The sequence below is a fragment of the Stenotrophomonas sp. STEN225 genome, assembly GCF_056756445.1.
In genome coordinates this window covers 25,489-49,832 of record NZ_JBRRBV010000008.1, presented here as the reverse complement: position 1 = coordinate 49,832, position 24,344 = coordinate 25,489, and the positions used below count along the sequence as shown (strand labels likewise).

15 protein-coding genes are annotated in these 24,344 nt (G+C 67.6%); 8 read left to right on the top strand and 7 right to left on the bottom strand.

All coding sequences use genetic code 11. From position 1 onward, the window contains the following. Positions 1–446 precede the first annotated feature (446 nt). Positions 447–3,791 (top strand): GH92 family glycosyl hydrolase, encoded by a 3,345-nt coding sequence (locus tag ACVOJ1_RS10055; protein WP_346480371.1) that lies wholly within the window; start codon positions 447–449, stop codon positions 3,789–3,791. Between the two features lie 4 nt (positions 3,792–3,795). Next, entirely contained in the window at positions 3,796–4,542 is a 747-nt protein-coding gene (locus ACVOJ1_RS10050) for a basic secretory protein-like protein (RefSeq protein ID WP_111186162.1), read from the top strand. A 185-nt stretch (positions 4,543–4,727) separates the two neighbouring features. On the opposite strand, the gene ACVOJ1_RS10045 is transcribed toward ACVOJ1_RS10050, so the two are convergent. Both ACVOJ1_RS10045 and ACVOJ1_RS10040 read right to left on the bottom strand, forming a co-directional pair. Then, positions 4,728–7,019, bottom strand: a complete 2,292-nt coding sequence (locus tag ACVOJ1_RS10045; protein WP_065175119.1) for an NADP-dependent malic enzyme — start codon at positions 7,017–7,019, stop codon at positions 4,728–4,730. 230 nt (positions 7,020–7,249) lie between these two features. Further along, positions 7,250–8,593: a dicarboxylate/amino acid:cation symporter gene (locus tag ACVOJ1_RS10040; RefSeq protein ID WP_053517411.1), complete on the bottom strand. Its 1,344-nt coding sequence runs from the start codon at positions 8,591–8,593 to the stop codon at positions 7,250–7,252. Between the two features lie 332 nt (positions 8,594–8,925). Between ACVOJ1_RS10040 and ACVOJ1_RS10035 the strand changes: the two genes are divergently transcribed. Then, on the top strand, positions 8,926–10,095 hold the full coding sequence (locus ACVOJ1_RS10035; RefSeq protein ID WP_053517412.1) for an OprO/OprP family phosphate-selective porin: 1,170 nt from the start codon (positions 8,926–8,928) through the stop codon (positions 10,093–10,095). Between the two features lie 68 nt (positions 10,096–10,163). Continuing rightward, positions 10,164–12,809, top strand: a complete 2,646-nt coding sequence (locus tag ACVOJ1_RS10030; protein ID WP_111186163.1) for a hybrid sensor histidine kinase/response regulator — start codon at positions 10,164–10,166, stop codon at positions 12,807–12,809. Between the two features lie 312 nt (positions 12,810–13,121). Here the strand turns inward: ACVOJ1_RS10030 and ACVOJ1_RS10025 are convergent, their stop codons facing one another. Genes ACVOJ1_RS10025 through ACVOJ1_RS10010 form a run of 4 tightly spaced genes read right to left on the bottom strand, consistent with a single transcriptional unit; the run spans position 13,122 to position 16,955 of the window. Further along, entirely contained in the window at positions 13,122–13,769 is a 648-nt protein-coding gene (locus tag ACVOJ1_RS10025; RefSeq protein ID WP_053517414.1) for a response regulator, read from the bottom strand. Positions 13,770–13,829: 60 nt separating this feature from the next. After that, complete coding sequence (locus tag ACVOJ1_RS10020) at positions 13,830–14,885, bottom strand: ABC transporter substrate-binding protein (RefSeq protein ID WP_111186164.1); 1,056 nt, start codon at positions 14,883–14,885, stop codon at positions 13,830–13,832. Next, positions 14,882–16,273 carry a sensor histidine kinase gene (locus ACVOJ1_RS10015; protein ID WP_065181726.1) on the bottom strand — a complete coding sequence of 464 codons (1,392 nt, stop codon included), beginning with the start codon at positions 16,271–16,273 and terminating at the stop codon, positions 14,882–14,884. The genes ACVOJ1_RS10020 and ACVOJ1_RS10015 overlap by 4 nt, the downstream gene beginning before the upstream one ends. After that, positions 16,266–16,955, bottom strand: coding sequence for a response regulator transcription factor (locus tag ACVOJ1_RS10010; protein WP_053517418.1), 690 nt, complete (start codon positions 16,953–16,955; stop codon positions 16,266–16,268). The genes ACVOJ1_RS10015 and ACVOJ1_RS10010 overlap by 8 nt, the downstream gene beginning before the upstream one ends. Positions 16,956–17,278: 323 nt before the next feature. Here ACVOJ1_RS10010 and ACVOJ1_RS10005 point away from each other — a divergent pair, with 323 nt between their 5' ends. From ACVOJ1_RS10005 to ACVOJ1_RS09990, 4 genes are all read left to right on the top strand, one after another. After that, positions 17,279–18,418, top strand: coding sequence for an OprO/OprP family phosphate-selective porin (locus ACVOJ1_RS10005; RefSeq protein ID WP_065175123.1), 1,140 nt, complete (start codon positions 17,279–17,281; stop codon positions 18,416–18,418). 73 nt (positions 18,419–18,491) lie between these two features. After that, positions 18,492–19,820, top strand: coding sequence for a CitMHS family transporter (locus ACVOJ1_RS10000; RefSeq protein WP_053517450.1), 1,329 nt, complete (start codon positions 18,492–18,494; stop codon positions 19,818–19,820). Positions 19,821–19,845: 25 nt separating this feature from the next. After that, complete coding sequence (gene phbB / locus ACVOJ1_RS09995) at positions 19,846–20,586, top strand: acetoacetyl-CoA reductase (RefSeq protein WP_053517420.1); 741 nt, start codon at positions 19,846–19,848, stop codon at positions 20,584–20,586. Between the two features lie 140 nt (positions 20,587–20,726). Further along, entirely contained in the window at positions 20,727–23,003 is a 2,277-nt protein-coding gene (locus tag ACVOJ1_RS09990) for a TonB-dependent receptor (RefSeq protein ID WP_346480370.1), read from the top strand. Between the two features lie 81 nt (positions 23,004–23,084). Here the strand turns inward: ACVOJ1_RS09990 and ACVOJ1_RS09985 are convergent, their stop codons facing one another. Continuing rightward, positions 23,085–24,338 (bottom strand): flavohemoglobin expression-modulating QEGLA motif protein, encoded by a 1,254-nt coding sequence (locus ACVOJ1_RS09985; protein WP_065175125.1) that lies wholly within the window; start codon positions 24,336–24,338, stop codon positions 23,085–23,087. Between the last annotated feature and the right edge of the window lie 6 nt (positions 24,339–24,344).

Sequence of the window (24,344 nt, the reverse complement as noted above, 5' to 3'; positions counted from 1 at the left end):
AGAGACGGATGACGGTCCTGCCGGTGGGGGACGGACGGGAGGGTCGTGGATGGACGGTGGTGACGGGCAACAGCAGCAAGCGCAGGCCGCCCGCCCGGATCAGGGCATGCAGGGTGTTCCGGGACAGATGGAAGGGTTGGGATCGGGACGGGAAGGACGCCGCCTTCCCCGGGCCTGGACCCCGGCCACTTTTAAATCGATCCAATCCCTCTGTCAATAATTTGAAATGAAACGTTTTTCCCGGATTTGGATCGAACTAATTGCACTTGTCAGGGGGCAACGCACTGAGGCAGGATCGGGGCCACTCCGACGACCCGATCGCATGGCCCGCCCCCACCGGACCGGCATCGCTCCTTTCCACCGCCCCTGGGCGGCGGGCGCGATGCTGGCCGTGGTACGTGCCGATGCGGGTCCTGCCTGCCGCCTGCCCTTCCGGGAGACCCTGCATGACCCTGTCCGATCCGCGCCGCGCCCTGCTTCCGCTCGCCCTGGCCCTGGCCTGCGCCACGCCCGCCCTGCCCGCAGTGGCACAGGGCCTGCAGACCTCGTTCGAGGCAGGTGAGCCCGCACCGGCCAAGGCCGGCGGCGCGCTGCAGGTGCAGATCGGCACCGGTCCGGCGGCGCCGTATGCGGCCAAGCGCAACGCCGGCTACAGCGGCCTGCGCGCGCTGCACTACCAGGCCGACGGTGGCGCGGCGCGGCGCGACCTGTTCAGCACGGACCTGACCATCGACGCCGACACCACCCTGTCCTGGCTGGTGCTGCCGGAGATCGTCGACAAGGACACGGTGGCCTCCACCTACGTCTCGCTGGACCTGCGCCTGGACGATGGCAGCCGCGTATCGGCCAGCTCCGCGCGTGATCAGCACGGCATCGCCGTGGGCGCGCGTGCGCAGGGCGATTCGAAAACGCTGTACCCGCAGCAGTGGGCGCGCAAGGCCGTACGCCTGGGCGATGTGCCTGCGCTGCGCGGCCGCCGGGTGGTCGCCATCGAGCTGGAAGTGGCCAGCGCCGACGGTGCGCCGGTGTCCGGCTGGATCGATGACGTGCGCCTGGATGCACAGCCGCGGCAGGTGCCGCAGCGGGTCTCGGACTGGGTGCTGACCACCCGCGGTACGCAGGCCAACGGCACGTTCTCGCGCGGCAACAATTTCCCGGCCACGGCGGTGCCGCACGGCTTCAACTTCTGGACCCCGGTGACCGATGCCGGTGCACTGAACTGGCTGTACCGCTGGAACGAGCAGAACGATGCGAACAACCGCCCGCAGCTGCAGGCGCTCGCGCTGAGTCACCAGCCCAGTCCCTGGATGGGCGACCGTCAGACCTTCCAGGTGATGCCATCGGCCAGCCGCGGTGTGCCCGAGGCCGACCGCAGCAAGCGGGCACTGTCCTTCGACCGCACGCACGAGAACGTGCGCCCCTACCGCTACGACGTGCGCTTCGACAACGGCATCGCCGCCTCCATCGCGCCCACGGACCACGCCGCGGTCTTCCGCTTCGATTTCCCTGCGGAAGGTGATGCCAACCTGCTGTTCGACAATGTGGACGCACGCGGCGGGCTGACACTGGATGCGGCCACGCAGACACTGTCCGGCTACACCGACACGCGCAGCGGCCTGTCCAACGGTGCCGGCCGCATGTTCGTGGTGGCCCGCTTCGACCGGCCCTGGCGCAGCAGCGGGCGCATCGACAGCGGCCGACCGACCGGCTACATCAAGTTCGATGCCGGCAGCGATCGCCGCGTCACCATGCGCATTGCCACCTCGCTGATCTCGCTCGAACAGGCGCGGCACAACCTTGCTCTGGAGATTTCCGCCACGGATACGCTGGAAAGCGTGGCCGGCCGCGCCCAGGATGCCTGGGATGCGCGCCTGGCCCGCTTCGATATCGGCGATGCCACGGACGACCAGAAAACCACGCTGTACTCCAGCCTCTACCGGTTGTACCTGTATCCCAACTCCGGCCACGAAAACGTCGGCAGCGCTGCCGCCCCCGAGTGGCGTTACGCCAACCAGGCCAGCGCCAGCGAGAACAACACCGATGGCAGTGACAGCCGCACCTTCAGTGGCGTGCGCGATGGCCGGGTGTTCGTCAACAATGGCTTCTGGGATACGTTCCGCACGACGTGGCCGGCGTACGCGCTGTTCACGCCGGAGGACGCCGGCCAGCTCGTGCAGGGTTTCATCGAGCAGTACCGCGCGGGCGGCTGGATCGCCCGCTGGTCATCGCCGGGCTACGCGGACCTGATGGTCGGCACCAGTTCCGACGTGGCCTTCGCCGACGCATGGCTGAAGGGCGTCGGCGGTTTCGATCCCGCCGAGGCCTATGCCGCGGCGCTGAAGAACGCCACCGTGGTACCGCCCGATCGCCATGTAGGGCGCAAGGGCATGGACCGCTCGACGTTCCGCGGCTATGCCAGTGCCGACGTGCATGAAGGCATGTCATGGACGATGGAAGGCGCGCTGAACGACTTCGGCATCGCCAACATGGCCGAGGCACTGGCCAAGCGCGCGACCACCGCCGCGCAGCGCGAGCGCTACAGCACCGAAGCCGACTACTTCCGCTACCGCGCTGCCGGCTACGCGACCCTGTTCGACCCTGCCGCCGGCTTCTTCCAGGGCCGCAAGGCCGACGGCAGCTGGCGCGTGGACGCCAAGGACTACGATCCACGCGTGTGGGGCCACGACTACACCGAATCCAACGGCTGGACGTTCGCCTTCACCGCCGCGCACGATGGCGAGGGCCTGGCCGCGCTGTACGGTGGCCGCGACAGGCTGGCCGCCAAGCTCGATGCTTTCTTTGCCACGCCGGAGACCGCCGATGCCTCGTTTGCAGGCTCCTACGGCGGCATCATCCATGAGATGACCGAAGCGCGCGACGTGCGCATGGGCATGTACGCGCACAGCAACCAGCCGGCGCACCATATCCCGTGGATGTATCTGTACGCCGGGCAGCCCTGGAAGACCCAGCAGCACGTGCGCGAGATCCTGTCGCGGCTGTACGTGGGCAGCGAGATCGGCCAGGGCTATCCGGGCGATGAGGACAATGGCGAGACCTCCGCATGGTACGTGCTGGCTTCGCTGGGCCTGTATCCACTGCGGATGGGCGCGCCGGAATACGTGATCGGCTCCCCGGCATTCAGGCACGCCCGGGTGGAACTGCAGGGTGGCGCGGTGCTGACCGTCAACGCGCCGCAGAACTCCGCGGAGAACGTCTACGTCCAGTCGCTGAAGATCAACGGCACGCCATGGACCCGGACCTGGGTACCGCACGAGGTGATCGCCAAGGGCGCGACGCTGGACTTCGAGATGGGCCCGCAGCCTTCGCGCTGGGGCACAGGCGCCGACGACGTGCCCCGTTCGCTGACCGCACCGGGCCAGCGACCGCGGATGCTGCACGATCTGCTGGGCAGCGGCACGCGCGCTGCGCTGGCCGATGGCCGCGCCGTGCCCGCGCTGTTGGACGACGATGCGACCACGGCCGTTCCGCTGGGCGCGGGTGCCACCCTCATGCTGAGCGCCGTGGGTGATGGCGCGCCGACGATGTATACGCTGACCAGCGGCGAAGGGCCGATCCGGGGGGCTGGATGGACGCTGGAAGCCCGTAACGGCGACGGCCGCTGGACCACGCTGGACCAGCGGCGTGGCGAAGACTTCAGTGCTGCGCGGCAGACCCGTCCGTTCCGCATCGCCTCGCCCTCACGCTATGCCGAGTACCGCCTGCGCGTAACTGCGCCGGGACGCCTGCAGCTGGCTGAGATCGAACTGCTGTCCCCCTCCACTGTACGGTGACCCCATGCGCATTCGCCTGCTGCCCCTTGCACTTGCTGCATTCACCCTGCCCGGCATTGCGCTGGCCCAGCCGTCGCAGAGCCGGGCCTTCGATGGCCAGTTCACCCGCGAAGGCATCACGTTGCACTACCAGGATGCGACCGGTGCGCTGGCCGCACCGGCACGCCAGCGCATCGTCGATACGTTCTATTCCGCCTACCTGCGCGAACGGGCGGACTTCCACCCGGCGGCACCGGCCGAGGTGCACATCGTGATCGATCCGGCCTACGACGGCGTCGCCTACGTCGGCGAGAAGGACAAGGCGAGCACCATCACCATCAACCCGGGCTGGCTGGTGAAGCACCCCGATGACATCGACCTGGTGACCCACGAGGCGATGCACATCGTGCAGGGCTACCCGAGCTACGGCGACACGCGGGTACCGGGCTGGCTGGTGGAAGGCATCGCCGACTACGCCCGCGACCGCTACGGCACGGACAATGCCGCAGCGGGCTGGGCGCTGCCGGACAAAGTGGGCAAGGGCCAAAGCGTGGAAAGCGGCTACCGGGTAACCGGGGCCTTCCTGAAATGGGCCGAAGCTGGACACCCCGGCCTGGTGCTGGCGCTGGACAAGGCCCTGCGCAACGGCCAGTACACCCTGGCGCTGTGGCAGCAGCACACCGGCAAGGGCCTGCCGGCGCTATGGGCCGAGTACGCCAAGCCGCGTTCGGATGCCCCGCCGCCGGCACCCGCACGAGGCGGCAAGCGCTGACCGGTAGCGGCGGGGCCAGCCCGGCGGGCTGGCGGGTTTTGCGCGCGGCGCGCCCCGCCGGGCAGGGCCCGCGCGACCCAACGCGGGGCCCGCTTGCGCCGGCCCCGGCCCGCCGCACTCCCCCAGGGCCCGCGGGCCCCGCCCGCCGGGCAGGCCCCGGCGCTACCGATCGCGGTGACGAAGGATTACGCCTTCTTTTCCGCTTCCAGCTGTTTGCGGATCTGCGCATCGACCGCAGCGATGGCGGTCATGTTCAGGATGCGGCGCGAGGTCGCGCTGGTGGTCAGGATGTGCACCGGCTTGTTCACGCCCATCAGGATCGGGCCGATCGCCACGCCATCGGTGAACACACGCACCAGGTTGTAGGCGATGTTGGCCGCTTCCAGATTGGGCAGCACGAACAGGTTGGCGCGACCCTGCAGGGTGGAACCCGGCAGCAGCTTCTGGCGCAGCGCCTCGTCCCAGGCGGTATCGCCCTGCATCTCGCCGTCCACGTTCAGGCGCGGATTGCGCTTGAGCAGCAGCTCGCGGACCTGGCGCATCTTCAGCGCGTCCTTGGAATCGTGGCTGCCGAAATTGGAGTGCGACAGCAGCGCCACCTTCGGTTCGATCCCGAACAGCTTCATGCGGTACGCGGCCTGCAGGGTCGCCTCGCAGATCTGCTCGGCACTGGGATCTTCCTGCACGTGCGTGTCGACGAAGAAGAACACGCCCTGCTGGTTGATGACGCCGGTCATCGCCGAGGTCGAGGTGACCTTCGGCTCCAGCGGCAGCACGCTGCGGACATAACCCAGCTTCTTGTGGAAACGGCCGACGATGCCGGTCAGCATTGCATCGGCTTCGCCACGCGCAACCATCACCGCGGCAATCAGGGTCGGCCGCGAACGCATCAGGTTCTTCGCCGCCGCCACGGTGACGCCGCGACGACCGGTCAGCCCGTGGTAGTACTGCCAGTATTCGTTGAAGCGCGGATCATCATTGATGTTGGTGATCTCGAAGTGCTCACCAGCCTTCAGGCGCAGGCCCAGGCGCTCGATGCGCGCTTCGATCACGTCCGGCCGGCCGATCAGGATCGGATGTGCGAGCCCTTCATCGACCACGTTCTGCACCGCCTGCAGCACCACTTCCTCTTCGCCTTCGGCGTAGACCACGCGCTGCTTGTCGGTGCGTGCACGGTCGTACACCGGCTTCATCATCAGGCTGGTGCGGTAGACGAACTGGGCCAGCTTGTCACGGTAGGCGCCCATGTCGGCGATCGGCCGGGCGGCCACCCCCGAGTCCATCGCGGCCTGGGCCACGGCAGCGGACAGCTCCACCAGCAGGCGGCGATCGAACGGGCGCGGGATCAGGTACTCGCGGCCGAAGCTCGGGGTTTCACCGCCGTAGGCCGAGCCCATGTCGGTCGCGGCGCGGCGTGCCAGTGCGGCGATGGCGCGCACGCAGGCGATCTTCATTTCCTCGTTGATCGCGGTGGCGCCCACGTCCAGCGCACCGCGGAACAGGTACGGGAAGCACAGCACGTTGTTGACCTGGTTCGGGTAATCCGAACGGCCGGTGCCGATGATCGCGTCCGGACGCGCCGCACGCGCCACTTCCGGCATGATTTCCGGGGTCGGATTGGCCAGTGCGAAGATCACCGGGTCCGGCGCCATGGTCTTGACCATTTCGGCGGTGAGGATGCCCGGCGCCGACAGGCCCAGGAAGATATCCGCGCCGTCGACGATCTCGGCCAGGGTGCGCTTGTCGGTGTCGCGTGCGTAACGCTGCTTTTCCGGGTCCAGATCGGTACGACCGGTGTGGATCACGCCCTCGCGGTCGAACGCCAGGATGTTCTCCGGCTTCAGGCCCAGCTGCACCAGCATGTTGACGCAGGAAACGCCCGCCGCGCCCATGCCCGTGGTCGCCAGCTTCACCTCCTCGATCTTCTTGCCGGTGATCGCCATGGCGTTCAGCACCGCCGCGCCGACGATGATCGCCGTACCGTGCTGGTCGTCATGGAACACCGGGATCTTCATGCGCTCGCGCAGCTTGCGCTCGACCACGAAGCATTCCGGCGCCTTGATGTCTTCCAGGTTGATGCCGCCGAAGGTCGGCTCCAGCGAGGCGATGATGTCGACCAGCTTGTCCGGATCGGTTTCGTCCACTTCGATGTCGAACACATCGATGCCGGCGAACTTCTGGAACAGCACGCCCTTGCCTTCCATCACCGGCTTGCCGGCCAGTGCGCCGATGTTGCCCAGGCCCAGCACCGCGGTGCCGTTGGAGATCACCGCCACCAGGTTGCCGCGGGCGGTCAGCTCGCTGGCCTGCTGCGGGTCGGCCTTGATTGCTTCACAGGCGTACGCCACGCCCGGCGAGTACGCCAGCGACAGGTCGCGCTGGGTCAGCATCGGCTTGGTCGCGGAGACCTTGATCTTGCCCGGCGGGGACATCCGGTGGTAATCGAGGGCGGCCTGTTTGAAATCTTCGTTGGACATCGACGTTGGATACATGAATGGGCAAGAGGGACAGGGGATCATACCCCCGTTGGGGCGCCCGGACCTGTCGCTATCCTGTCGCAGGCATGCTGCGACCGCACAATTCCCTGGCGTATGCGACAACCTGGAGCCACCAGCTTCGGCGCTGCCCATGACAGCCATGGGACGCCTTGAAACGCCGCGGGGCCGCACCACTCACGTGACCGGCCCCGCGGTACCACACACCTGGATCAGCCCTTGGCGGGCAGTGCCTCCGGCACGGCATCGACCGGCGGCGGCAGTTCGCTTTCGCGACCATCCAGCGCCAGCTTCAGGCGGTCACGGTCCAGTGCGCCTTCCCAGCGCGAGACCACCACCGTGGCCACGGCATTGCCGATGAAGTTGGTCAGCGAGCGGCATTCGCTCATGAAGCGGTCCACGCCGAGGATCAGCGCCATGCCGGCCACGGGCACTTCCGGCACCACGGCCAGGGTGGCCGCCAGGGTGATGAAGCCGGCACCGGTGACGCCGGCCGCGCCCTTGGAGCTGAGCATGGCGACCAGCAGCAGCGCGATCTGGTGGCCCAGGGTCAGTTCGGTGTTGGTGGCCTGGGCGATGAACAGCGCCGCCAGGGTCATGTAGATGTTGGTGCCGTCCAGGTTGAACGAGTAGCCGGTGGGGACCACCAGGCCCACCACCGACTTGCTGCAGCCGGCCCGCTCCATCTTCTCCATCAGCGACGGCAGCGCCGACTCGGACGAAGAGGTACCCAGCACCAGCAGCAGTTCGGCCTTCAGGTAGCGCGCCAGCTTGAACACCGAGAACCCGCACAGGCGGCAGACCACGCCCAGGATGACCGCCACGAACAGGAAGGCGGTGATGTAGAACGAACCGACCAGCCAGGCCAGGTTGATCAACGACCCCACGCCGTACTTGCCGATGGTGAAGGCGATCGCGCCGAAGGCACCGATCGGAGCAGCCTTCATCAGCATGTGCACCAGCTTGAACACCGGAGCCACCAGCGCTTCGAGGAAGTTCTGGATCGGCTTGCCCTTCTCGCCGACCGACGCCAGCGCGATGCCGAACAGCACGGCCACGAACAGCACCTGCAGGATGTTGCCGTCCACGAAGGCGCTGATCAGCGTCTTCGGGATGACATCCATCAGGAAGCCGACCAGGGTCAGGTCATGCGACTTCTCGACGTAGCTGTGCACCGCGGTCTGGTCCAGCTCGGCCGGGTTGATGTTCATGCCCGCGCCAGGCTGTACCACGTGGGCCACGATCATGCCCACGACCAGCGCCAGCGTGGAGAAGAACAGGAAGTAGGCCATGGCCTTGGCGAACACGCGGCCGACCGTGCGCAGATGGGTCATGCCGGCAATGCCGGTGACGATGGTCAGGAAGATCACCGGCGCGATGATCATCTTCACCAGGTTGATGAAGGCATCGCCGAGCGGCTTCATCTTCTCGCCGATCAGGGGTTCGTAATGGCCGAGGATGGCGCCCAGGACGATCGCCACGATCACCTGGAAGTACAGCTGGCGGTAGATCGGCAACGGCTTTGCAGGCGCCGGGGCAGCGGTCGGGATGTGCATGGCGGACTCCGGGGAAGGGCGTTTTCAGGCACGTACGGCCCCGGAACTGCATGGGAGCCGATACCGTGGAAGCTGGTCACCGCCCCCCTCGCTCCACGCGCAGGGTGGCGACCAATGGACGCCTTTGTACGCGCCGGGCACGCCAACGCAGATAACCTATTGGTACTAGCCCCCCGGTTCAGGTGGCCGGGATGCCTACACTGGCCCGGCATCGCACCGCGCCGGGAGGCCGGTGGCGCGGGCTGAACGGCCCGTGGCGTCCCTGCCCAAGTTCCGGCCCTGGCGGCCGTTGTTGTCCTGACCCTACGCAATCCGAGAGAGCCGCACCCAACATGCGCCCCATTCCCACCCTGCTGGCCCTGTCGCTGGCCGCCCTGCCCGCCTTCGCGTCCGCTGCCGACTTCGACAACTGGCCGACCAAGTACGCGTTCGGCGACGGCACCGAGCTGGCGGCCACCGCCAACATCGCCTACGACTACAACGATTTCTCCTCCGGCAGTGGCCTGGACGATGACGACGCCGTGCGCCGCAAGGAATTCGGCGCCACGCTGAAGAAGAAGGGCGTGTACGACGCGATGGTGTACTACGACTTCCAGGCCGACACCTGGCTGGACGTGTTCCTGCGCCTGGAGAGCAAGGCCTTCGTGGGCCGCGACATCGGCCGCTTCCGCTTCGGCTACATGAAGACGCCGGTCGGCCTGGATGCCAACACCTCCTCGCGCGCCGGTAGCTTCCTGGAGACCGCGCTGCCGGTGCAGGCGTTCTACGCCGGCCGCCGCACCGGTGTGGAATGGGTGCTGGAGCGCCCGCAGTACCTGCTGCAGGCCGGTGCCTACGGCGGCAAGGACCTGCAGGGCGACAACCCCGGCACCACGCAGGCGGTACGTGCGGTGTGGACGCCGGTGAAGGCGCCTGGCGATGTGATCCACCTGGGCCTGGCCTACTCGCAGGAAAACCCGCGCGGCTACCGCGATGGCCGTGACGTCCATCACGAGGCCAGCGCACGGTTGCGCGCGCGCCCGGAAGCCGGCCTGACCGACATCCGCTACGTGGATTCCGGGGCGCTGGTGACCGCCGACCAGATCCGCCGCACCGGCCTGGAAGGCATCTGGATCCGTGGCCCCTTCTCGCTGCAGGCCGAAGCGCTGCAGGCCACTGTCACCCGCAACGACGGCAAGCCCGACTACACCGGCCACGGCCAGTACGCGATGGCCAGCTGGGTGCTGACCGGCGAATCCCGTCCGTACAACGCCGGCGCCGTGGCCAACATCAAGCCCGCCCACGACTACGGCGCGGTCGAGCTGGTGGCACGCTACAGCCGCCTGGATCTGGACGACGGCAGCATCCTGGGGGGGCGTCAGCACGACCTGACCCTGGGCGCGAACTGGTACCTGACCAGCCATTTCAAGTTCCAGGCCAACTACGTCAAGGTCGATGCCAGCCGCCGCGGTGTGCACAGCACCCCGGAGATCTTCGAACTGCGCGCACAGATGCACTTCTGATCCGCGCCACGGTGCGGAATCCGGCGGGCATGCACGTCATGCCCGCCCTCACTGCGTAGACTGCCGCCATGTACTGGCTCGGCCGCCACCGGATGCTGCTGCTGACCCTCCTCGCGCTGGCCGGAGGCACCGTGCTGTGCGCGATCGCGGCGGGCCACTACGCGTGGCGCAGCGCCCTGGCTGCCGAGAGCACGCAGGTCCAGCGCCAGCTGCAGCTGTACGGCCAGGGCCTGCAGCAGCGTATCGACCGCTTCGGCACCCTGCCGCAGGTGATGGCACTGGACCCGGACCTGCTGCGCGTACTGCGCACGCCGCCCTCGCCCGCCGAGCGCCAGCAGCTGAACCTGAAACTGCAGCGCGCCAACCAGGTCACCCGAACCTCCACCCTGACCCTGGTCGGCCGCGATGGCGTCGCGGTCGCGGCCAGCAACTGGGACCAGCCGACCACCAACGTCGGCGAGGACTACAGCTACCGGCCCTATTACCAGCAGGCCCTGGCCCACGGCCGCGGCCGCTTCTACGGCATCGGCATGACCACCGGCGTGCCCGGCTATTTCATGTCCGAGGCGATCGTCGACGACCGCGGCCAGCGCATCGGCGTGATCGTGATCAAGATCGAGCTGTCGGCGCTGGAACAGGAGTGGCTGAACAGCCCCGACGTGGTGCTGGCCAGCGACAACCATGACGTAGTGTTCCTGTCCAACCGCGATGCCTGGCGCTACCGCCTGCTGCGGCCGCTGGGCGCGGACGAGCGCCGCGAGATGCTTGATGCCCGCCAGTATGCCGACCGCTCGTTGCAGCCCCTGCGGGTGCGTACCGAGGATGTGCTGGCCGATGGTGGCCGCATGGTGCGCCTGCTCGACCCGGTGCTACCGCAGGCGATGCTGTGGCAGAGCCTGGCGCTGCCCGACGAACACTGGAACCTGCATCTGCTGCACGATGCCAGTGCCGCCACCAGCGCCGGACGCGGTGCCGCCCTGGCCGGCGCCGCTGCGTGGCTGGCGCTGGGGTTCCTGCTGCTGTTCGTGCAGCAGCGCCGGCGCCTGGCCCGGCACCGCCAGCGCAGCCGCAGCGAACTGGAAACCCTGCTCAAGCAGCATGCACAGGAACTGCGCACCGCCCAGGACGGATTGCTGCAGGCTGCCACCGATGCCGACAGCGGCCTGAGCCGCAGCCTGGAGCACCTGCCGCAGGGCGTGGTGATCATTGATCGCGAACAGCGCCTGGTCGCCTGGAATTCGCGATATCTGGAACTGTTCCGCTTCCCGCCGGGGCTGGTCCGTGTCGGCCGGCCCATCGAAGAACTGTTCCGCTACAACGCACGCCGCGGCCTGCTCGGGCCGGGGCCGATCGACGAGGCCATCGAGCGTCGCCTGAACCACCTGCGCAGTGGCCGCCCGCACATGCGCGAGAGCGAAAAGGACGATGGCACCGTTCTGGAGATCCGTGGCAATCCGCTGCCTGATGGCGGCTTCGTCACCAGCTACGCCGACATCACCAGCTACAAGAACGCTGCACGCGAACTGCGGTCACTGGCCGATGCGCTGGAACACCGCGTGGCCGAGCGCACCCATGACCTCGACGAGGCCCGCCGCGAAGCCGAACAGGCCAACCGCTACAAGACCCGTTTCGTCGCATCAGCGGTGCACGACCTGCTGCAACCGTTGAACGCCGCGCGCATGTTCGTCTCCGTGCTGCGCGGCAAGCTGACCGACCCCGCGCAGCAGCAGACCACCGACCACATCGATGCCGCACTGGCCGCGCAGGATGCCATCCTCAACAGCCTGCTCGACATCGCGCGACTGGAGTCAGGCAGCCTGCCCACGCGCGTGCATGCGTTCCGGCTGGGCCCGCTGCTGCAGACGCTGGCACGCGAGTTCGGCATCGCCGCGCAGACACGCGGGCTGGTCGTGGACTGGGTGGATACCCGCGCGGTGGTGGTCAGCGACGAAGCACTGCTGCGCCGCATCCTGCAGAATTTCCTGTCCAACGCACTGCGCTACAGCGAGCGTGGCCGGGTGCTGCTCGGCTGCCGCCGGCGCGGAGACCAGTTGTGGATTGAAGTGCATGACCAGGGCCCCGGCATTCCTGATGCGCTGCAGGGTGAAATCTTCGAGGAATTCCGCCGCCTGCACGATGGTCACCAGCGCGGCGCCGGCCTGGGCCTGGCGATCGTCGACCGTATCGGCCGCCTGCTCGGCCATCCGATCCGCCTGCGCTCGCAGCTGGGGCGAGGCAGCGTGTTCGCAGTGGGCGTACCTCTTGGCGATGCCAGCGCGATTCCCGCTGTTGCGCAGGCACCGGCGCTGGCACAGGAACCGGCGGCGGACAATCCGCTGCGCGGCCGCCGCGTGTGGGTGATCGATGATGATCCGCATGTCTGCGCAGCCAGCCGTGCCCTGCTGGAGCGCTGGGGATGCGAGGTGGTCCTGGCCGATGGCCCCCAGGCCGCGCTGCAACTGGCCGGCGTGGAGTCCGTGCCGGAACTGGTGCTGCTGGACGTTCGCATGGGCGACCATCACGGGCCGGTGCTGTACGAAGTGCTGGCCGAGCACTGGCAAGCACGGCCGCCGGTGGTGCTGGTGACCGCCGAGCGCGACGCAGGACTGCGCGAAATGGCGGCCGAACGAGGCTGGGGCATGATGGCCAAGCCGGTGAAGCCGCCGGCGCTGCGGGCGCTGATGAGCCAGTTGCTGATCCGCCATCGCGGGTGATTCCAGCCAACGGCGCAGCCCCTCGCGGGTGACACGTAACGCAGTTCATGGTTGAGGTCGGACACGCTCCTTGTTCGTCCACCCACGGCGAAGAAAAGGAATATCAAAAGCGGGTCGCGACGCCGCGCGTGCTCGTGTAGAGCCGAGCCCATGCTTGGCTCCACAGAAGGCGGCCGGACAGGCTGCTTCTGCTTTTGATCTTTTCCCTTTTCCGTGGGTGGCAGGCCACCGAAATCTGTCAGAGATCGGCCGGGTTGGGTTCGCGGGGGCGTCCGCCGCATGGATGCGGCAGCCAAGCCTCCAGGGACGGATTCACGGCGCGCCCGCATCACCTTCCGGCTCAAGCGCCTTCACCAGCACCGCGGCCTGCGTGCGGCTGTGGCATTCGAGCTTCTTCAGGATCGCGGTGACATGCACCTTCACCGTGTTTTCGGCCAACCCCAGCGTGTAGGCAATCTGCTTGTTGAGCAGGCCATCGGCCAGGCACAGCAGCACCCGGAACTGCTGCGGTGTCAGCTGCGCCAGACGGCTGGCCAGCAGTGCATCGGCCTCAGAACGCTCGGCCGCCATCGCCGGGAACCACAGGCCACCCTCCAGCACCGCCGTCACCGCCTCGCCAATGGTCTCGGCGGGCGCCGACTTCGGGATGAAACCGGCTGCGCCGAACTGCTGCGCGCGCCGGATCACCCGGGGATGATCGTTGGACGACAGGATCACCACCGGAATGTCCGGATGCGAGCCACGCACGTGCAGCAGCGCGGAGAAACCGTGGGCACCGGGCATGGTCAGGTCGAGCAGCACCAGGTCCACGTCAGGATGCGCATCCAGCGCCTCGGCGAGCGCTTCGGCACTGGCCACCTCGCGCACCTGGGCAAGCGGCAGGCTCTGCCGCAATGACTGCACCACCGCCGAACGCAGCAACGGGTGGTCATCGGCGATCAGGATGGTGTATTCGCTCATGCGGCCATTGTACGGGCAGCGCACTGCATCCGCCGGGCATGGCCCGGCGCTACCAGGGCATCAGCGCCCCGCCGGCTCCACGCTGCTGCGCCAGGCATCGAGGAACTGGCGCCGCTTGAGCGCGTCCAGGTAGACCAGCAGTCCCGGCCCGAGCTGGATCGGGCGCCGGCTGCGACCGGGCGCATCATCGCGCCGGGCATCGCTGCGCACGATCGGCATCAGCCGCGCCTCGCGCGACAGCACCTGCTGGCCACGCGGCGACAGCAGGTAATCGAGGAAACGCCGCGCCTCCTCCGGATGCGGACCGGTGCGCGGGATCACGGCCGTGCGCAGCACCACCAGCGTGTAGTCCTCCGGCTCGATGATGGCCAGTGGCGCGCCGGCATCGATGCGCGCCTGCGCGTACGAGCCGAGCACGTTGTAGACCAGCGACAGCTGGCCGCTGGCAACCTTGTCCAGCAGCACCCCGGTGCGCTCCTCGCGAACCACCTGGTTGTCGCCGAGCGCCCCGAGCAGCGCACCGGCAATGCTGCCACGCTGCGCATCCTGCGTGGCCAGCAGGTAGCCCACGCTGCTGCGTTCGATGTCGTAGGTGCCCACCCGTCCGCGCAGGGGCGCGCCTTCCGCGCGCAGCAGGTCCAGCAGCTGCCGGCGTGTATGCGGCACCTTGGCAGCAGGCAATGTGCGCGTGTTGTGGACCATCACCACCGGCTCGTAGCTGATCCCGAATGCCTCGCCCCGCCACTGTGCCCAGGCCGGCAGCGCCGCGGTCTGCGCCGAGCGGTGTGGCAGGGCATGACCGTCATTGACCAGCTTGGTCTGCAGGTCCATGCCGCTGGAGATCAGCAGATCCGGCGACGCAGGGCTGGTGCGGTCCTGCAGGTAACGCGCGTACAGATCCTGGGTGATGATGTCCTCGTACACCACTTCCGTGCCGGGATGCAGCCGCTGGTAGTCGGCGATCACCACGGCGAACACCTCGATGTCGGTGGTGCCGTGGATGCGCAGCTGGGCAGTGGCGCTCTCACGTGCGGGGAAACGGCGCACATCGCCGGGTGCAGCCTGCGCAGGCAGAGCCAGCAGCAGCGCGATGACGGCGGCAAACAGGCGGATCATGGGTTGCTCCGGGGCAGGCGGATGGTGGCGATCAGCCCCCCCTGCGGGCGGTTGCTGAGGTCGATATGGCCTGCATGGCTGTCGATCACGCGTTTGACGATGGCCAGCCCCAGGCCGGCGCCACCGGATGGCACGCCTTCGCCACGGGCGAATCGCTCGAACACCCGTTCGGCGTCGGCCGCGGCGATGCCCGGGCCGTGGTCGGCAATGGTCAGCACCGCCTGGCCGCCCTCGACCGTCAGTGCGATCTGCAGCGGACCATCGCCGCCATACTTCAACGCATTGTCCACCAGGTTCTTGATCGCCTCGCGCAGCAGCAGCGCATCGCCGTGCACATGCACCTGCTCGGAAGTGACGGCCAGCTGCACGCGCGGCGCGGGACCGGCCTGCGGCAACGCATCGTGCAATGCCTGGTGCACGGTTTCTGCCAGATCCACCGGCGCGAACCGCTGCAGATGCGAACGGTGGATCACGCTGGCATCGCTGAGCAGCTGGTTGAGCAGCCGGCTCATGTGCGTGGCATTGCGCTCGATGGCCTGCAGGCTGCGCCGCATGTCCTGCGGGTCGTCATCATCCAGCGCCAGCTGCGCCTGCGCGCGCAGGGCGGCCAGCGGGGTACGCATCTGGTGCGCGGCTTCCGCCATGAACGCGCGCAGGGTCTCGTTGCTGCTCGACAGCCGCTCCATGAAGCGGTTCAGCGCCGCCACCATCTGGTCCATCTCACGGGGCACACGTGCATCCAGCGGCTTCAGGTCCGACGGTTCACGGCGCGAGAGTTCGCGTTCCACCCTCACCAGTGGCCGGAATGCACGGTGTACACCGAAGGCGACCAGCGCCAGCAGCAGACCGGACAGCACACCGATCGCCAGCAGCGACCGGTTGACCATGTCCTGCGCCACCGCCTCGCGCGCGCGCCGGGTCTGGCCGACCTGCACCAGCACCTCGCCCTGCGCGGACGCAGCAGCGAAGCTGCGGCCCACCACCACGAAGCGCACGGTCTCACCGCTGTAGCGCGCATCGAAGAACTGCGGTTGGCTCCCCGGCCGCCGGGGTGGCACCGGCAGGTCGCCGTAGCCAGTGATCAGCGTGCCGCGACTGTCCGCGACGCGGTAGAACACCCGGTCCTCCGGCGCCATCGCCAGCAGGTCGAGCGCCGCGTACGGCAGGTCGACCTGCCATTGGCCATCGGCCAGCGCCACCGAATCGGCGATGGACAGTGCAGAGGACGCCAGCAGGTGATCGTAGGAGCGGTTGGCCGCACGCTGGCCGTAGTCGCGTGCGGCAAACAGCAGGGCGACTGCGAACACCGCCAGCAGCGCACCCAGATACAGCAGCAGGGTCCGCCGCAGCGAACCCGGCGCGGCCGCTGCCGGGCGCGCGTCAGCCATCGCTGTCCACGCCTTCGTCGCGGGCCTCGAGCAGGTAACCGACGCCGCGCACGGTCGTGATGCGCAGCGGCGCATCGGCGAGCTTCCTGCGCAGGCGGCCGACATAGAGCTCGATCGCGTTCGGCCCAGCCTCGTCATCGAAGCCGAACAAGCCGTTGCCGATCTCATCCTTGCCGACCACGTGGCCCAACCGGCCGACCAGGATTTCCAGCAGACGGTACTCGCGGTTGGGCAGCTCGATCGGCTCGCCATCCAGGGTGACCCGATGCGCGGCATTGTCGAACTGGAAGCCGCCCACCTGCACCACCTCACTGGCCTGGCCGCGGGCCCGTCGCAGCAGCACGCGGCAACGCGCCTCGAACTCGCGGAAGTCGAAGGGCTTGCCGAGATAATCATCGGCACCCACGTCCAGCGCCTGCACGCGGTCCTCGATGCCGTCGCGCGCGGTCAGCATCAGCACCGGCGTGCTGTCGCCGCGCTCGCGCATGCCGGCCAGCACGCGTAGCCCATCAAGCTTGGGCAGGCCGATATCCAGCACCACCAGATCGAAACTCTGGTAGCGCAGCACGCTTGCGGCGGCCAGGCCATCGGCCTGCCAATCCACCGCGTGCCCACTGCGGCGCATGCGACGGATGATCGCATCGGCCAGATCCGGGTTGTCTTCAACCAGCAGCAGGCGCATGGGGACAAGCGTGGGAGGGGAAGCGAATGCTACCGCATGCCGCCCGACCTGCCCGCCGGGCATGGCCCGGCGCTACCGGGCGCCGCGGGGGGATGGATGGACCGGCGCGACCGGGCAGCCTGCACGGGGGTAGCGCCGGGCCAGCCCCGGCGAGCGCAGCGGCCGCTTTTACGCTGCAACGCACAAACCGCTGACAGGCGGATGACAGCTTGCGCGACCCAGACTGCGGCCGCGCACCATCCGGTGCCCACGATTGCCGCGCGCCTGGCGCGCACCTGGGAGGGTTTGTGGAATTCACGTTTGCCTGGCCGCGTTCCGCCGCCATGATGGCCCTGGCTGCGTTGGCCGCGCCGGCCTTTGCCGCTGATGACGAGCGGCCGGTCACCGCCACGCTGGGCGGTCGCCTGCATCTGGACTTCGCCACGTTCGACAATGACAACCGCGGTACGCCGAACAAGGATGACACCGAGATCCGCCGCGCCTGGCTGGATGTCTCCGGCAGGTTCTTCGTGGTTGACTACAAGATGGAAGCCGACTTCTCCGGCGACCGTGTAGAAGCCAAGGACGTCTACCTGGCACGCAGCTTCGGCAAGGCCGGCAAGCTGACGGTCGGCCAGTTCAAGCAGTACTTCTCGCTGGATGACCGCACCAGCTCCAACTACGGCAGCTTCCTGGAGCGCGGCAATGCCGGTACCACGCTGGCGCCGCTGTACCGGCTGGGTGCCTCGTGGCAGGCCAATCCGGGTGACTTCACCTGGGCCGCCAGCGTCTACAGCCTGGAGAGCATCGATGCCTGGCAGGTGAAGGGGCGCGCCGCCGGCGGCCGCGTGACCTGGGCGCCCTCGCCCAGCGACGGCGATGTACTGCACCTGGGCCTGTCGCTGGCCCGTGAGGCGTACGACAACCCTGGCGCCAACGGTGTGCCGGCACTGCGCATCCGCCCGCGCCCCGCCGGCCATCTGTCCGATGAGAGCCGCCTGACCCTGGTCGATTTCTCCGCAGGCCGCGATACCGACGTCAACAAGTGGTCGCTGGAGTACGCCCAGGTCCGCGGCCCGTTGTCATGGCAGGGCGAGTTCAGCGGTGCGACCTTCGATGACGGCGCCCAGCGCGGCGACGTCATGGCCGGCTACGGCATGCTCAGCTGGTTCGTTACCGGCGAGAGCCGCGCCTACGACCGCAAGACCGGCCGCTTCGCACGGGTGAAGGACATCCGCCACAAGGCCGGTGCCTTTGAAGTGGCGCTGCGCTACGACCGGATGTGGGGCGCGCAGCACCTCGACGGCGCTCCCGACCTGCGCCGCGGCAGCACCGAAGCCTGGACGCTCGGCGGCAACTGGTACCTGCGCGACAACCTGCGATTCATGCTCAACGTCATCGAAAGCCGCAACCGTGACCGCCTGGCCGGGATCACGGTGGACCGCACGCGCGCCGTGACCGGCCGCCTGCAGTACGACTTCTGAGCCTCTTCCGCGCCCCCCTCCGCACCCGCCCCTCCCTTTCCCACGTCCTGTTTTCTCAAGGAGTCCGCAGATGATGCTGAGCATCCTCGGCTTTGGCATGGTCATTACATTCATGTACTTGATCATGAGCAAGCGGCTGTCACCGCTGGTGGCCCTGATCACTATCCCGATCCTGTTCGCGCTGATCGGTGGCTTTGGCGCCGGCATCGACGAAATGATGCTGGAAGGCATCAAGAAGATCGCGCCGACCGGCGTGATGCTGATGTTCGCCATCCTCTACTTCGGCGTGATGATCGACGCGGGACTGTTCGATCCGCTGGTGCGGGTGATCCTGCGCTTCGTCAAGGGCGATCCGATGAAGATCGTGCTCGGCACCGCCGTGCTGGCGATGCTGATCTCGCTCGATGGCGATGGCTCGACCACGTACATGATCACGGTCTCGGCAATGCTGCCGCTGTATCAGCGGCTGGGCATGAACGCGCTGAACATGACCTGCGTGACCATCCTCGCCGGTGGCGTGATGAACCTGACTCCGTGGGGCGGCCCGACCGCACGCGCCGCCACCGCACTGCACGTTGATCCTGCTGATGTGTTCGTGCCGCTGATCCCGTCGATGGTGATCGCCTGCGCGGGCGTGCTGCTGCTGGCGTGGTACCTGGGCCTGAAGGAACGCCGCCGGCTGGGCGTGGTGACGCTGCCCAAGGGCGGCAGCTGGATGGACAGCAGCGTGTCCGACGACAGCAATGCGCTGCCGACGGTCGAGGATGCCGAGGACATCAAGCGGCCCAAGCTGCTGTGGGTGAACCTGGTGCTGACCCTGGTCCTGATGACCGCGCTGATCGTCGGCGTGCTGCCGATGCCGGTGCTGTTCATGGTCGGCTTCGCCATTGCCCTGGTGATCAACTACCCGAACCTGGCTGAGCAGCGCCGTCGCGTGGTCAACCACGCCGGCAACGTGCTGTCGGTGGTGTCGCTGATCTTCGCGGCGGGCATCTTCACCGGCATCCTCAACAACACCGGCATGGTCGAGGCGATGTCGCACAGCTTCCTGGCGGTGATTCCGGATTCGTGGGGCCCCTATCTGGCGGTGATCACTGCCGTGGCCTCGATGCCGTTCACCTTCTTCATGTCCAACGACGCGTTCTACTTCGGCGTGTTGCCGATCCTGTCCGAAGCTGCTGGCAACTACGGCATCACGCCGGTGGAAATGGCCCGCGCCTCGCTGGCCGGCCAGCCGGTGCATCTGCTCAGCCCGCTGGTGCCCTCCACCTACCTGCTGGTGGGCCTGGCCAAGGTCGAGTTCGCCGACCATCAGAAATTCACCCTGAAATGGGCCATCGCCATCTCGCTGCTGTTGATGGTCGGCAGCCTGCTGTTCGGCCTGTATCCCCTCGCCGCCTGATCCCGTTACCAAGGAGCGTTCCGCAATGACTCTTCGCATCGCTTACGTCACCAGCGGCATGGGCAGTGTCGGCACTGCCATCTGCCAGAGCCTGGCCCGCGCCGGCCATACGGTTGTTGCCGGCTGTGCGCCGAACTCGCCGCGCAAGGCCAACTGGCTGCGCGAGCAGCGCGAGCAGGGCTTTGACTTCATCGCCTCCGAGGGCAATGCCACCGACTGGGCCTCGACCAGCGCCGCCTTCGCCAAAGTGCGCGCGGAAGTGGGTGAAGTGGACGTGCTGGTCAACAACTCCGGCGGCAGCCGCGACCTGCTGTTCCGGCAGATGACGGTGGAGGACTGGAATGCGGTGATCGCCTCCAACCTCAATGCGCTCTTCAACCTGACCAAGCAGGTGGTCGATGGCATGGCCACGCGGGGCTGGGGACGCATCATCAACATCGGTTCGGTCAGCGCCCACAAGGGGCAGATCGGCCAGGTGAACTACGCCACCGCCAAGGCCGCCATGCATGGCTTCAGCCGGGCGCTTGCGGCCGAAGTGGCGTCGCGCGGGGTTACGGTCAACACGCTCTCGCCGGGCTACATCGCCAGCCAGGCCATCAGCAGTTTCCCCCCGGATGTCCTGGACCGCCTGGCCGCATCGGTGCCGGTGCGGCGCCTGGGCCGTCCGGAGGAAGTCGCCGGCCTGTGCGCCTGGCTGGCCTCGGACGAGGCGTCGTATGTGACCGGCGCCGATTATCCGGTCAATGGTGGGCTGTACATGGGCTAATGAGCCGCCCTGGGTGCGCCGCCAACGCGGCGGCGCGTACCCGCGTGGGTGTTCCGTAAAGAAGCTTTCATGTTCCGTTCGCATAGTGGGGCGGCATCGCGCACGCACGCCGGTGCCCATCCCCCATGCAACGGACCACCATGCAGACTCGACACCTGACGATCGCCGTAGCGATCGCGCTTTCCGCCGCTACCAGCGCCTCCGCCGCCGATACCGACGCCGCGCCCAGCGCGCAGACGCTGGATACCGTCTCGGTGATCGGCCAGGGCGAGACCCGTCAGGTGCAGCGCATCACCAGCGTCGACAAGCAGGTGCTCCCGCCAGGCACCAGCGGCCAGAAGATCCTCGATCGGCTGCCGGGCGTCTCGGTGCAGTCCAACGATGCGTTCGGCGCCAATGAGGAGTCGCAGACCATCAGCCTGCGCGGATTCGACAAGAGCCGGCTGGGCTATACCCTCGATGGCATTCCGCTGGGCGACAACAGCTACGGCAACTACAACGGCCTGAGCATCGCCCGTGCGCTGATCGCCGAAAACCTGGCCGGCGCCGAGCTGTCGCAGGGCATCGGTTCACTCGGCGTGGCCTCGACCAGCAATCTCGGCGGCACCATCCAGTACTTCTCGTCCGATCCGTCCACCGAGTTCGGCGGCCGTGCCAGCGTCACCGTCGGCGACGACAATCAGCGCCGTGGTTACCTGCGCGTGGATACGGGCGACCTCAACGGCTTCTCTGCGTATGTCTCCGGCGTTCACCAGGACCAGGACATGTGGGCCGCGCCGCATCAGAACCAGACCACCCGCCAGTTCAATGCCAAGGCCGTGTGGAACGTGGGCGACCATCGCTTTGGCGCGTTCGTGGCGACCTCGCGTGCCAGCCAGGCCAACTACGCCTACCTGTCCAAGGACATGCTGGCCCGGGGCCTGGGCTGGGACTGGAACATCTATGCGCCGGACTGGAACCGCGCGGTGGCCGCCGCCTACTGCGCGCCGGCTACGCGTGATCCGGCGCGATGTGCCTACAGCGGCGGCGTGACCAGCATCGACGATGCGTACTACCAGAGCCGTGCGCTGCGCGATGACAACCTGTACTCGATCGATGCCGACCTTCGCCTGGGCGAGCAGGGCCGCCTGAAACTGCTGGCCTACCACCATGACAACCGCGGCCAGGGTCACTGGTGGGCGCCGGGCCAGCCGTCCTACCCCGGCACCGACCGGATGCTGCCGATCTCCATCCGCAGCACCAACTACACGATCAACCGCGACGGCGTGACCGCAGCGCTGTCATGGACGGCCGGCATCCACGAGCTGGAAGCCGGCCTGTGGTACGAGCAGAACGACCACAACGTGTCGCGCAATTTCTACTACATCAGCGGTCCGTTCCTGGACGACCTGTACCTGAAGAATCCGGACCGCCTGCTGTTCAACCACGACTACGACATCCGCACGCAGCAGTTCTACGTGCAGGACCGCCTGCGCTTCCTCGACCAGCGCCTGACCGTTGATGTCGGCATCAAGAGCCCGAACACCCGCATGCGTGCCACGGCCCGCCCGGGCGTGGAAACCCGCCTGGCGTCCGGCACGCTGACGGCCAAGGAGTCGGTGCTGCCGCAGCTGGGCGTGGGCTTCAAGCTCAACGCCAACAACGAGCTGTTCGCCTCGTACGCCGAGAACATCGCCGCCTTCGTCGGTGGCGGCAGTGGCGGCCCGTTGCAGGTGGCACCGGAGTCGTTCGCGGCCAGCGCCGACCTGGAACCGGAAAAGTCGAAGAGCCTGGAAGCCGGTTTCCGCACCTTCGGCGAGAAGTACCAGGCCTCGATCGCTGCCTACAACGTCACGTTCGACAACCGCCTGCTGTCACTGAACCCGTGCTCCAGCATCGAGGTGGGCACCCGCCCGGAGTGCGTGACACGCTTCATCAACGTCGGCTCGGTGAAGAGCCATGGCGCGGAACTGACCTTCATCCTCAAGCCGGTCGACGGTCTGCAGTGGTACAACGCGCTGTCCTGGAACAAGACCACCTACGAAGATGACTACATCTCCGGCGGTGCCGTGGTTCCGGTAGCCGGCAAGATCACGGTGGACACGCCGCAGCGCATGGCCTCCAGCGAGATCAGCTGGAACCGCGATGGCTTCTTCGCCAGCCTGCGCGCCAAGTACACCGGCAAGCGCTATTACACCTACACCAACGATCAGTCGGTACCGGGCGTGACCACCTTCGACGCGGGTGCCGGCTATGACTTCGGCCCGGGTCTGGGGCTGCGCAACCTGCGGGTCTCGTTGAACGCGACCAATCTGACCAACAAGCGCTACGCCGGCCAGCTGAGCTCGTTCGCGCCGACCGACCCGGAAGGCAAGCGCTACGCGATCCACGCCAGCGCACCGCGGCAGGTGTTCATGACGGTGGCGGCAGAGTTCTAAGTCAGAAGCGGGCGCTGCGGCGCATCGAGTGTTCCTGCATGGCGCGGGCAGGCAGGCCCATGCAGGATCCGCCAACGCATGTCACTCCGGCGCCAGCTGGTCCATCCGTATCCGGTTGGCAAACAGCGAAAACGCCAGCATGCCGGCCAGGCCATTGGCCCGGCTGACCCAGTGCGGCAGCCAGCGTGGTGGCTTCAACACCCCGGCCTGGAACAACGGTGCGAACGCGATGGCGTCCTGCAGGCTCATCTTGCCCGCGAACAGCCACCGGCAGACCTGCAGGCGATCCTCGGCCAGCATGTGGCGGAAGAAGGTGTGCACCGATACCAGCCCGCGCAGGTACACGGTGTCCTTGGTGAAGGCCAGCCCGCCGCCGGGGGGCACCCCGCGGAACACGCGCTGGGCCGATGCGAAGCTCTCTTCCGGGTTCTGCCCGGCATCGCAGAAGTAGCGGAACACCTCGATGAAGTCGGCGCCCTCGCGGGCCATCGCGATGGCTTCGGTACGCAGGCTGATCCGCTTCAGGCGCTCGATGTCGATGCTGCCGGTGATCTGCTCGGCAAACGTGGCCAACCCTTCCTGGGTAGCCGTCACCCGGGGTGAGGACAAGGCCAGGCTGGGCAGCACCGGCTGCTCCCGGCCATTCAACGCGGTCAGCGAATGCACCAGCGCTTCGTGATGGAACAGCTGTGCACGATCGTAGGCGCTGAAGCGCGCACTGGTACGCAGGCGGATCCGCGTCGGCCCGGCGGCCGCCTTGGACACCAGTTCCGGGTCCAGCTGCACCTGGATGATCCGCGATTCGAAGAAGGCATCCAGATCGTTCTGCAGCTGCAGTTGCAGCGCGATCGCAGACACCGGCACCTGTTCTTCCGGCGCCAGTAGTTCATGGTCCAGCTCGGCCGCGATCTGGATGAAATGGCGCGCTGCATCGCGCGTGCTCGGGCCATTGCCCGGCAAGGGCTGTTCGGGGGCGCCGAACAGCTGCACCGAACAGGTGTCCACCGCTGCGGTACCCAGGCCCTCCAGCAGGCGTGCGGCCAGGTCCCAGCTGTGCGCGGACTGCTGCACGTAGTGACCCAAGGGATGCCCCGCGTCGCAGTCGGCGGCGATGGCTGCCAAGGTGCGGCGTTCCTCGCTGAAATCCAGCTTCGGGTAGTCCACCTTCGGCAACTGCGGCTGCCCGCGCGCAACGCTGTCCAGGAACGGTGCCTGCACCGTCGCCGGCCAGCTGGTCAGGCCCAGCAGGCGGATGCCACCCACGGCCTCGACCAGCCGCGCATCGAGCGCCGCATGGTGGGCCACCTCGCGATCCAGCACGGCGGTCGTTTCCATGCGCGG

Coding starts and splice junctions, on each gene's coding strand:
- ACVOJ1_RS10055 (WP_346480371.1), top strand. CDS start 447: ATGACCCTGTCCGATCCGCGCCGCGCCCTGCTTCCGCTCGCCCTGGCC.
- ACVOJ1_RS10050 (WP_111186162.1), top strand. CDS start 3,796: ATGCGCATTCGCCTGCTGCCCCTTGCACTTGCTGCATTCACCCTGCCC.
- ACVOJ1_RS10045 (WP_065175119.1), bottom strand. CDS start 7,019: ATGTCCAACGAAGATTTCAAACAGGCCGCCCTCGATTACCACCGGATG.
- ACVOJ1_RS10040 (WP_053517411.1), bottom strand. CDS start 8,593: ATGCACATCCCGACCGCTGCCCCGGCGCCTGCAAAGCCGTTGCCGATC.
- ACVOJ1_RS10035 (WP_053517412.1), top strand. CDS start 8,926: ATGCGCCCCATTCCCACCCTGCTGGCCCTGTCGCTGGCCGCCCTGCCC.
- ACVOJ1_RS10030 (WP_111186163.1), top strand. CDS start 10,164: ATGTACTGGCTCGGCCGCCACCGGATGCTGCTGCTGACCCTCCTCGCG.
- ACVOJ1_RS10025 (WP_053517414.1), bottom strand. CDS start 13,769: ATGAGCGAATACACCATCCTGATCGCCGATGACCACCCGTTGCTGCGT.
- ACVOJ1_RS10020 (WP_111186164.1), bottom strand. CDS start 14,885: ATGATCCGCCTGTTTGCCGCCGTCATCGCGCTGCTGCTGGCTCTGCCT.
- ACVOJ1_RS10015 (WP_065181726.1), bottom strand. CDS start 16,273: ATGGCTGACGCGCGCCCGGCAGCGGCCGCGCCGGGTTCGCTGCGGCGG.
- ACVOJ1_RS10010 (WP_053517418.1), bottom strand. CDS start 16,955: ATGCGCCTGCTGCTGGTTGAAGACAACCCGGATCTGGCCGATGCGATC.
- ACVOJ1_RS10005 (WP_065175123.1), top strand. CDS start 17,279: ATGATGGCCCTGGCTGCGTTGGCCGCGCCGGCCTTTGCCGCTGATGAC.
- ACVOJ1_RS10000 (WP_053517450.1), top strand. CDS start 18,492: ATGCTGAGCATCCTCGGCTTTGGCATGGTCATTACATTCATGTACTTG.
- phbB (WP_053517420.1), top strand. CDS start 19,846: ATGACTCTTCGCATCGCTTACGTCACCAGCGGCATGGGCAGTGTCGGC.
- ACVOJ1_RS09990 (WP_346480370.1), top strand. CDS start 20,727: ATGCAGACTCGACACCTGACGATCGCCGTAGCGATCGCGCTTTCCGCC.
- ACVOJ1_RS09985 (WP_065175125.1), bottom strand. CDS start 24,338: ATGGAAACGACCGCCGTGCTGGATCGCGAGGTGGCCCACCATGCGGCG.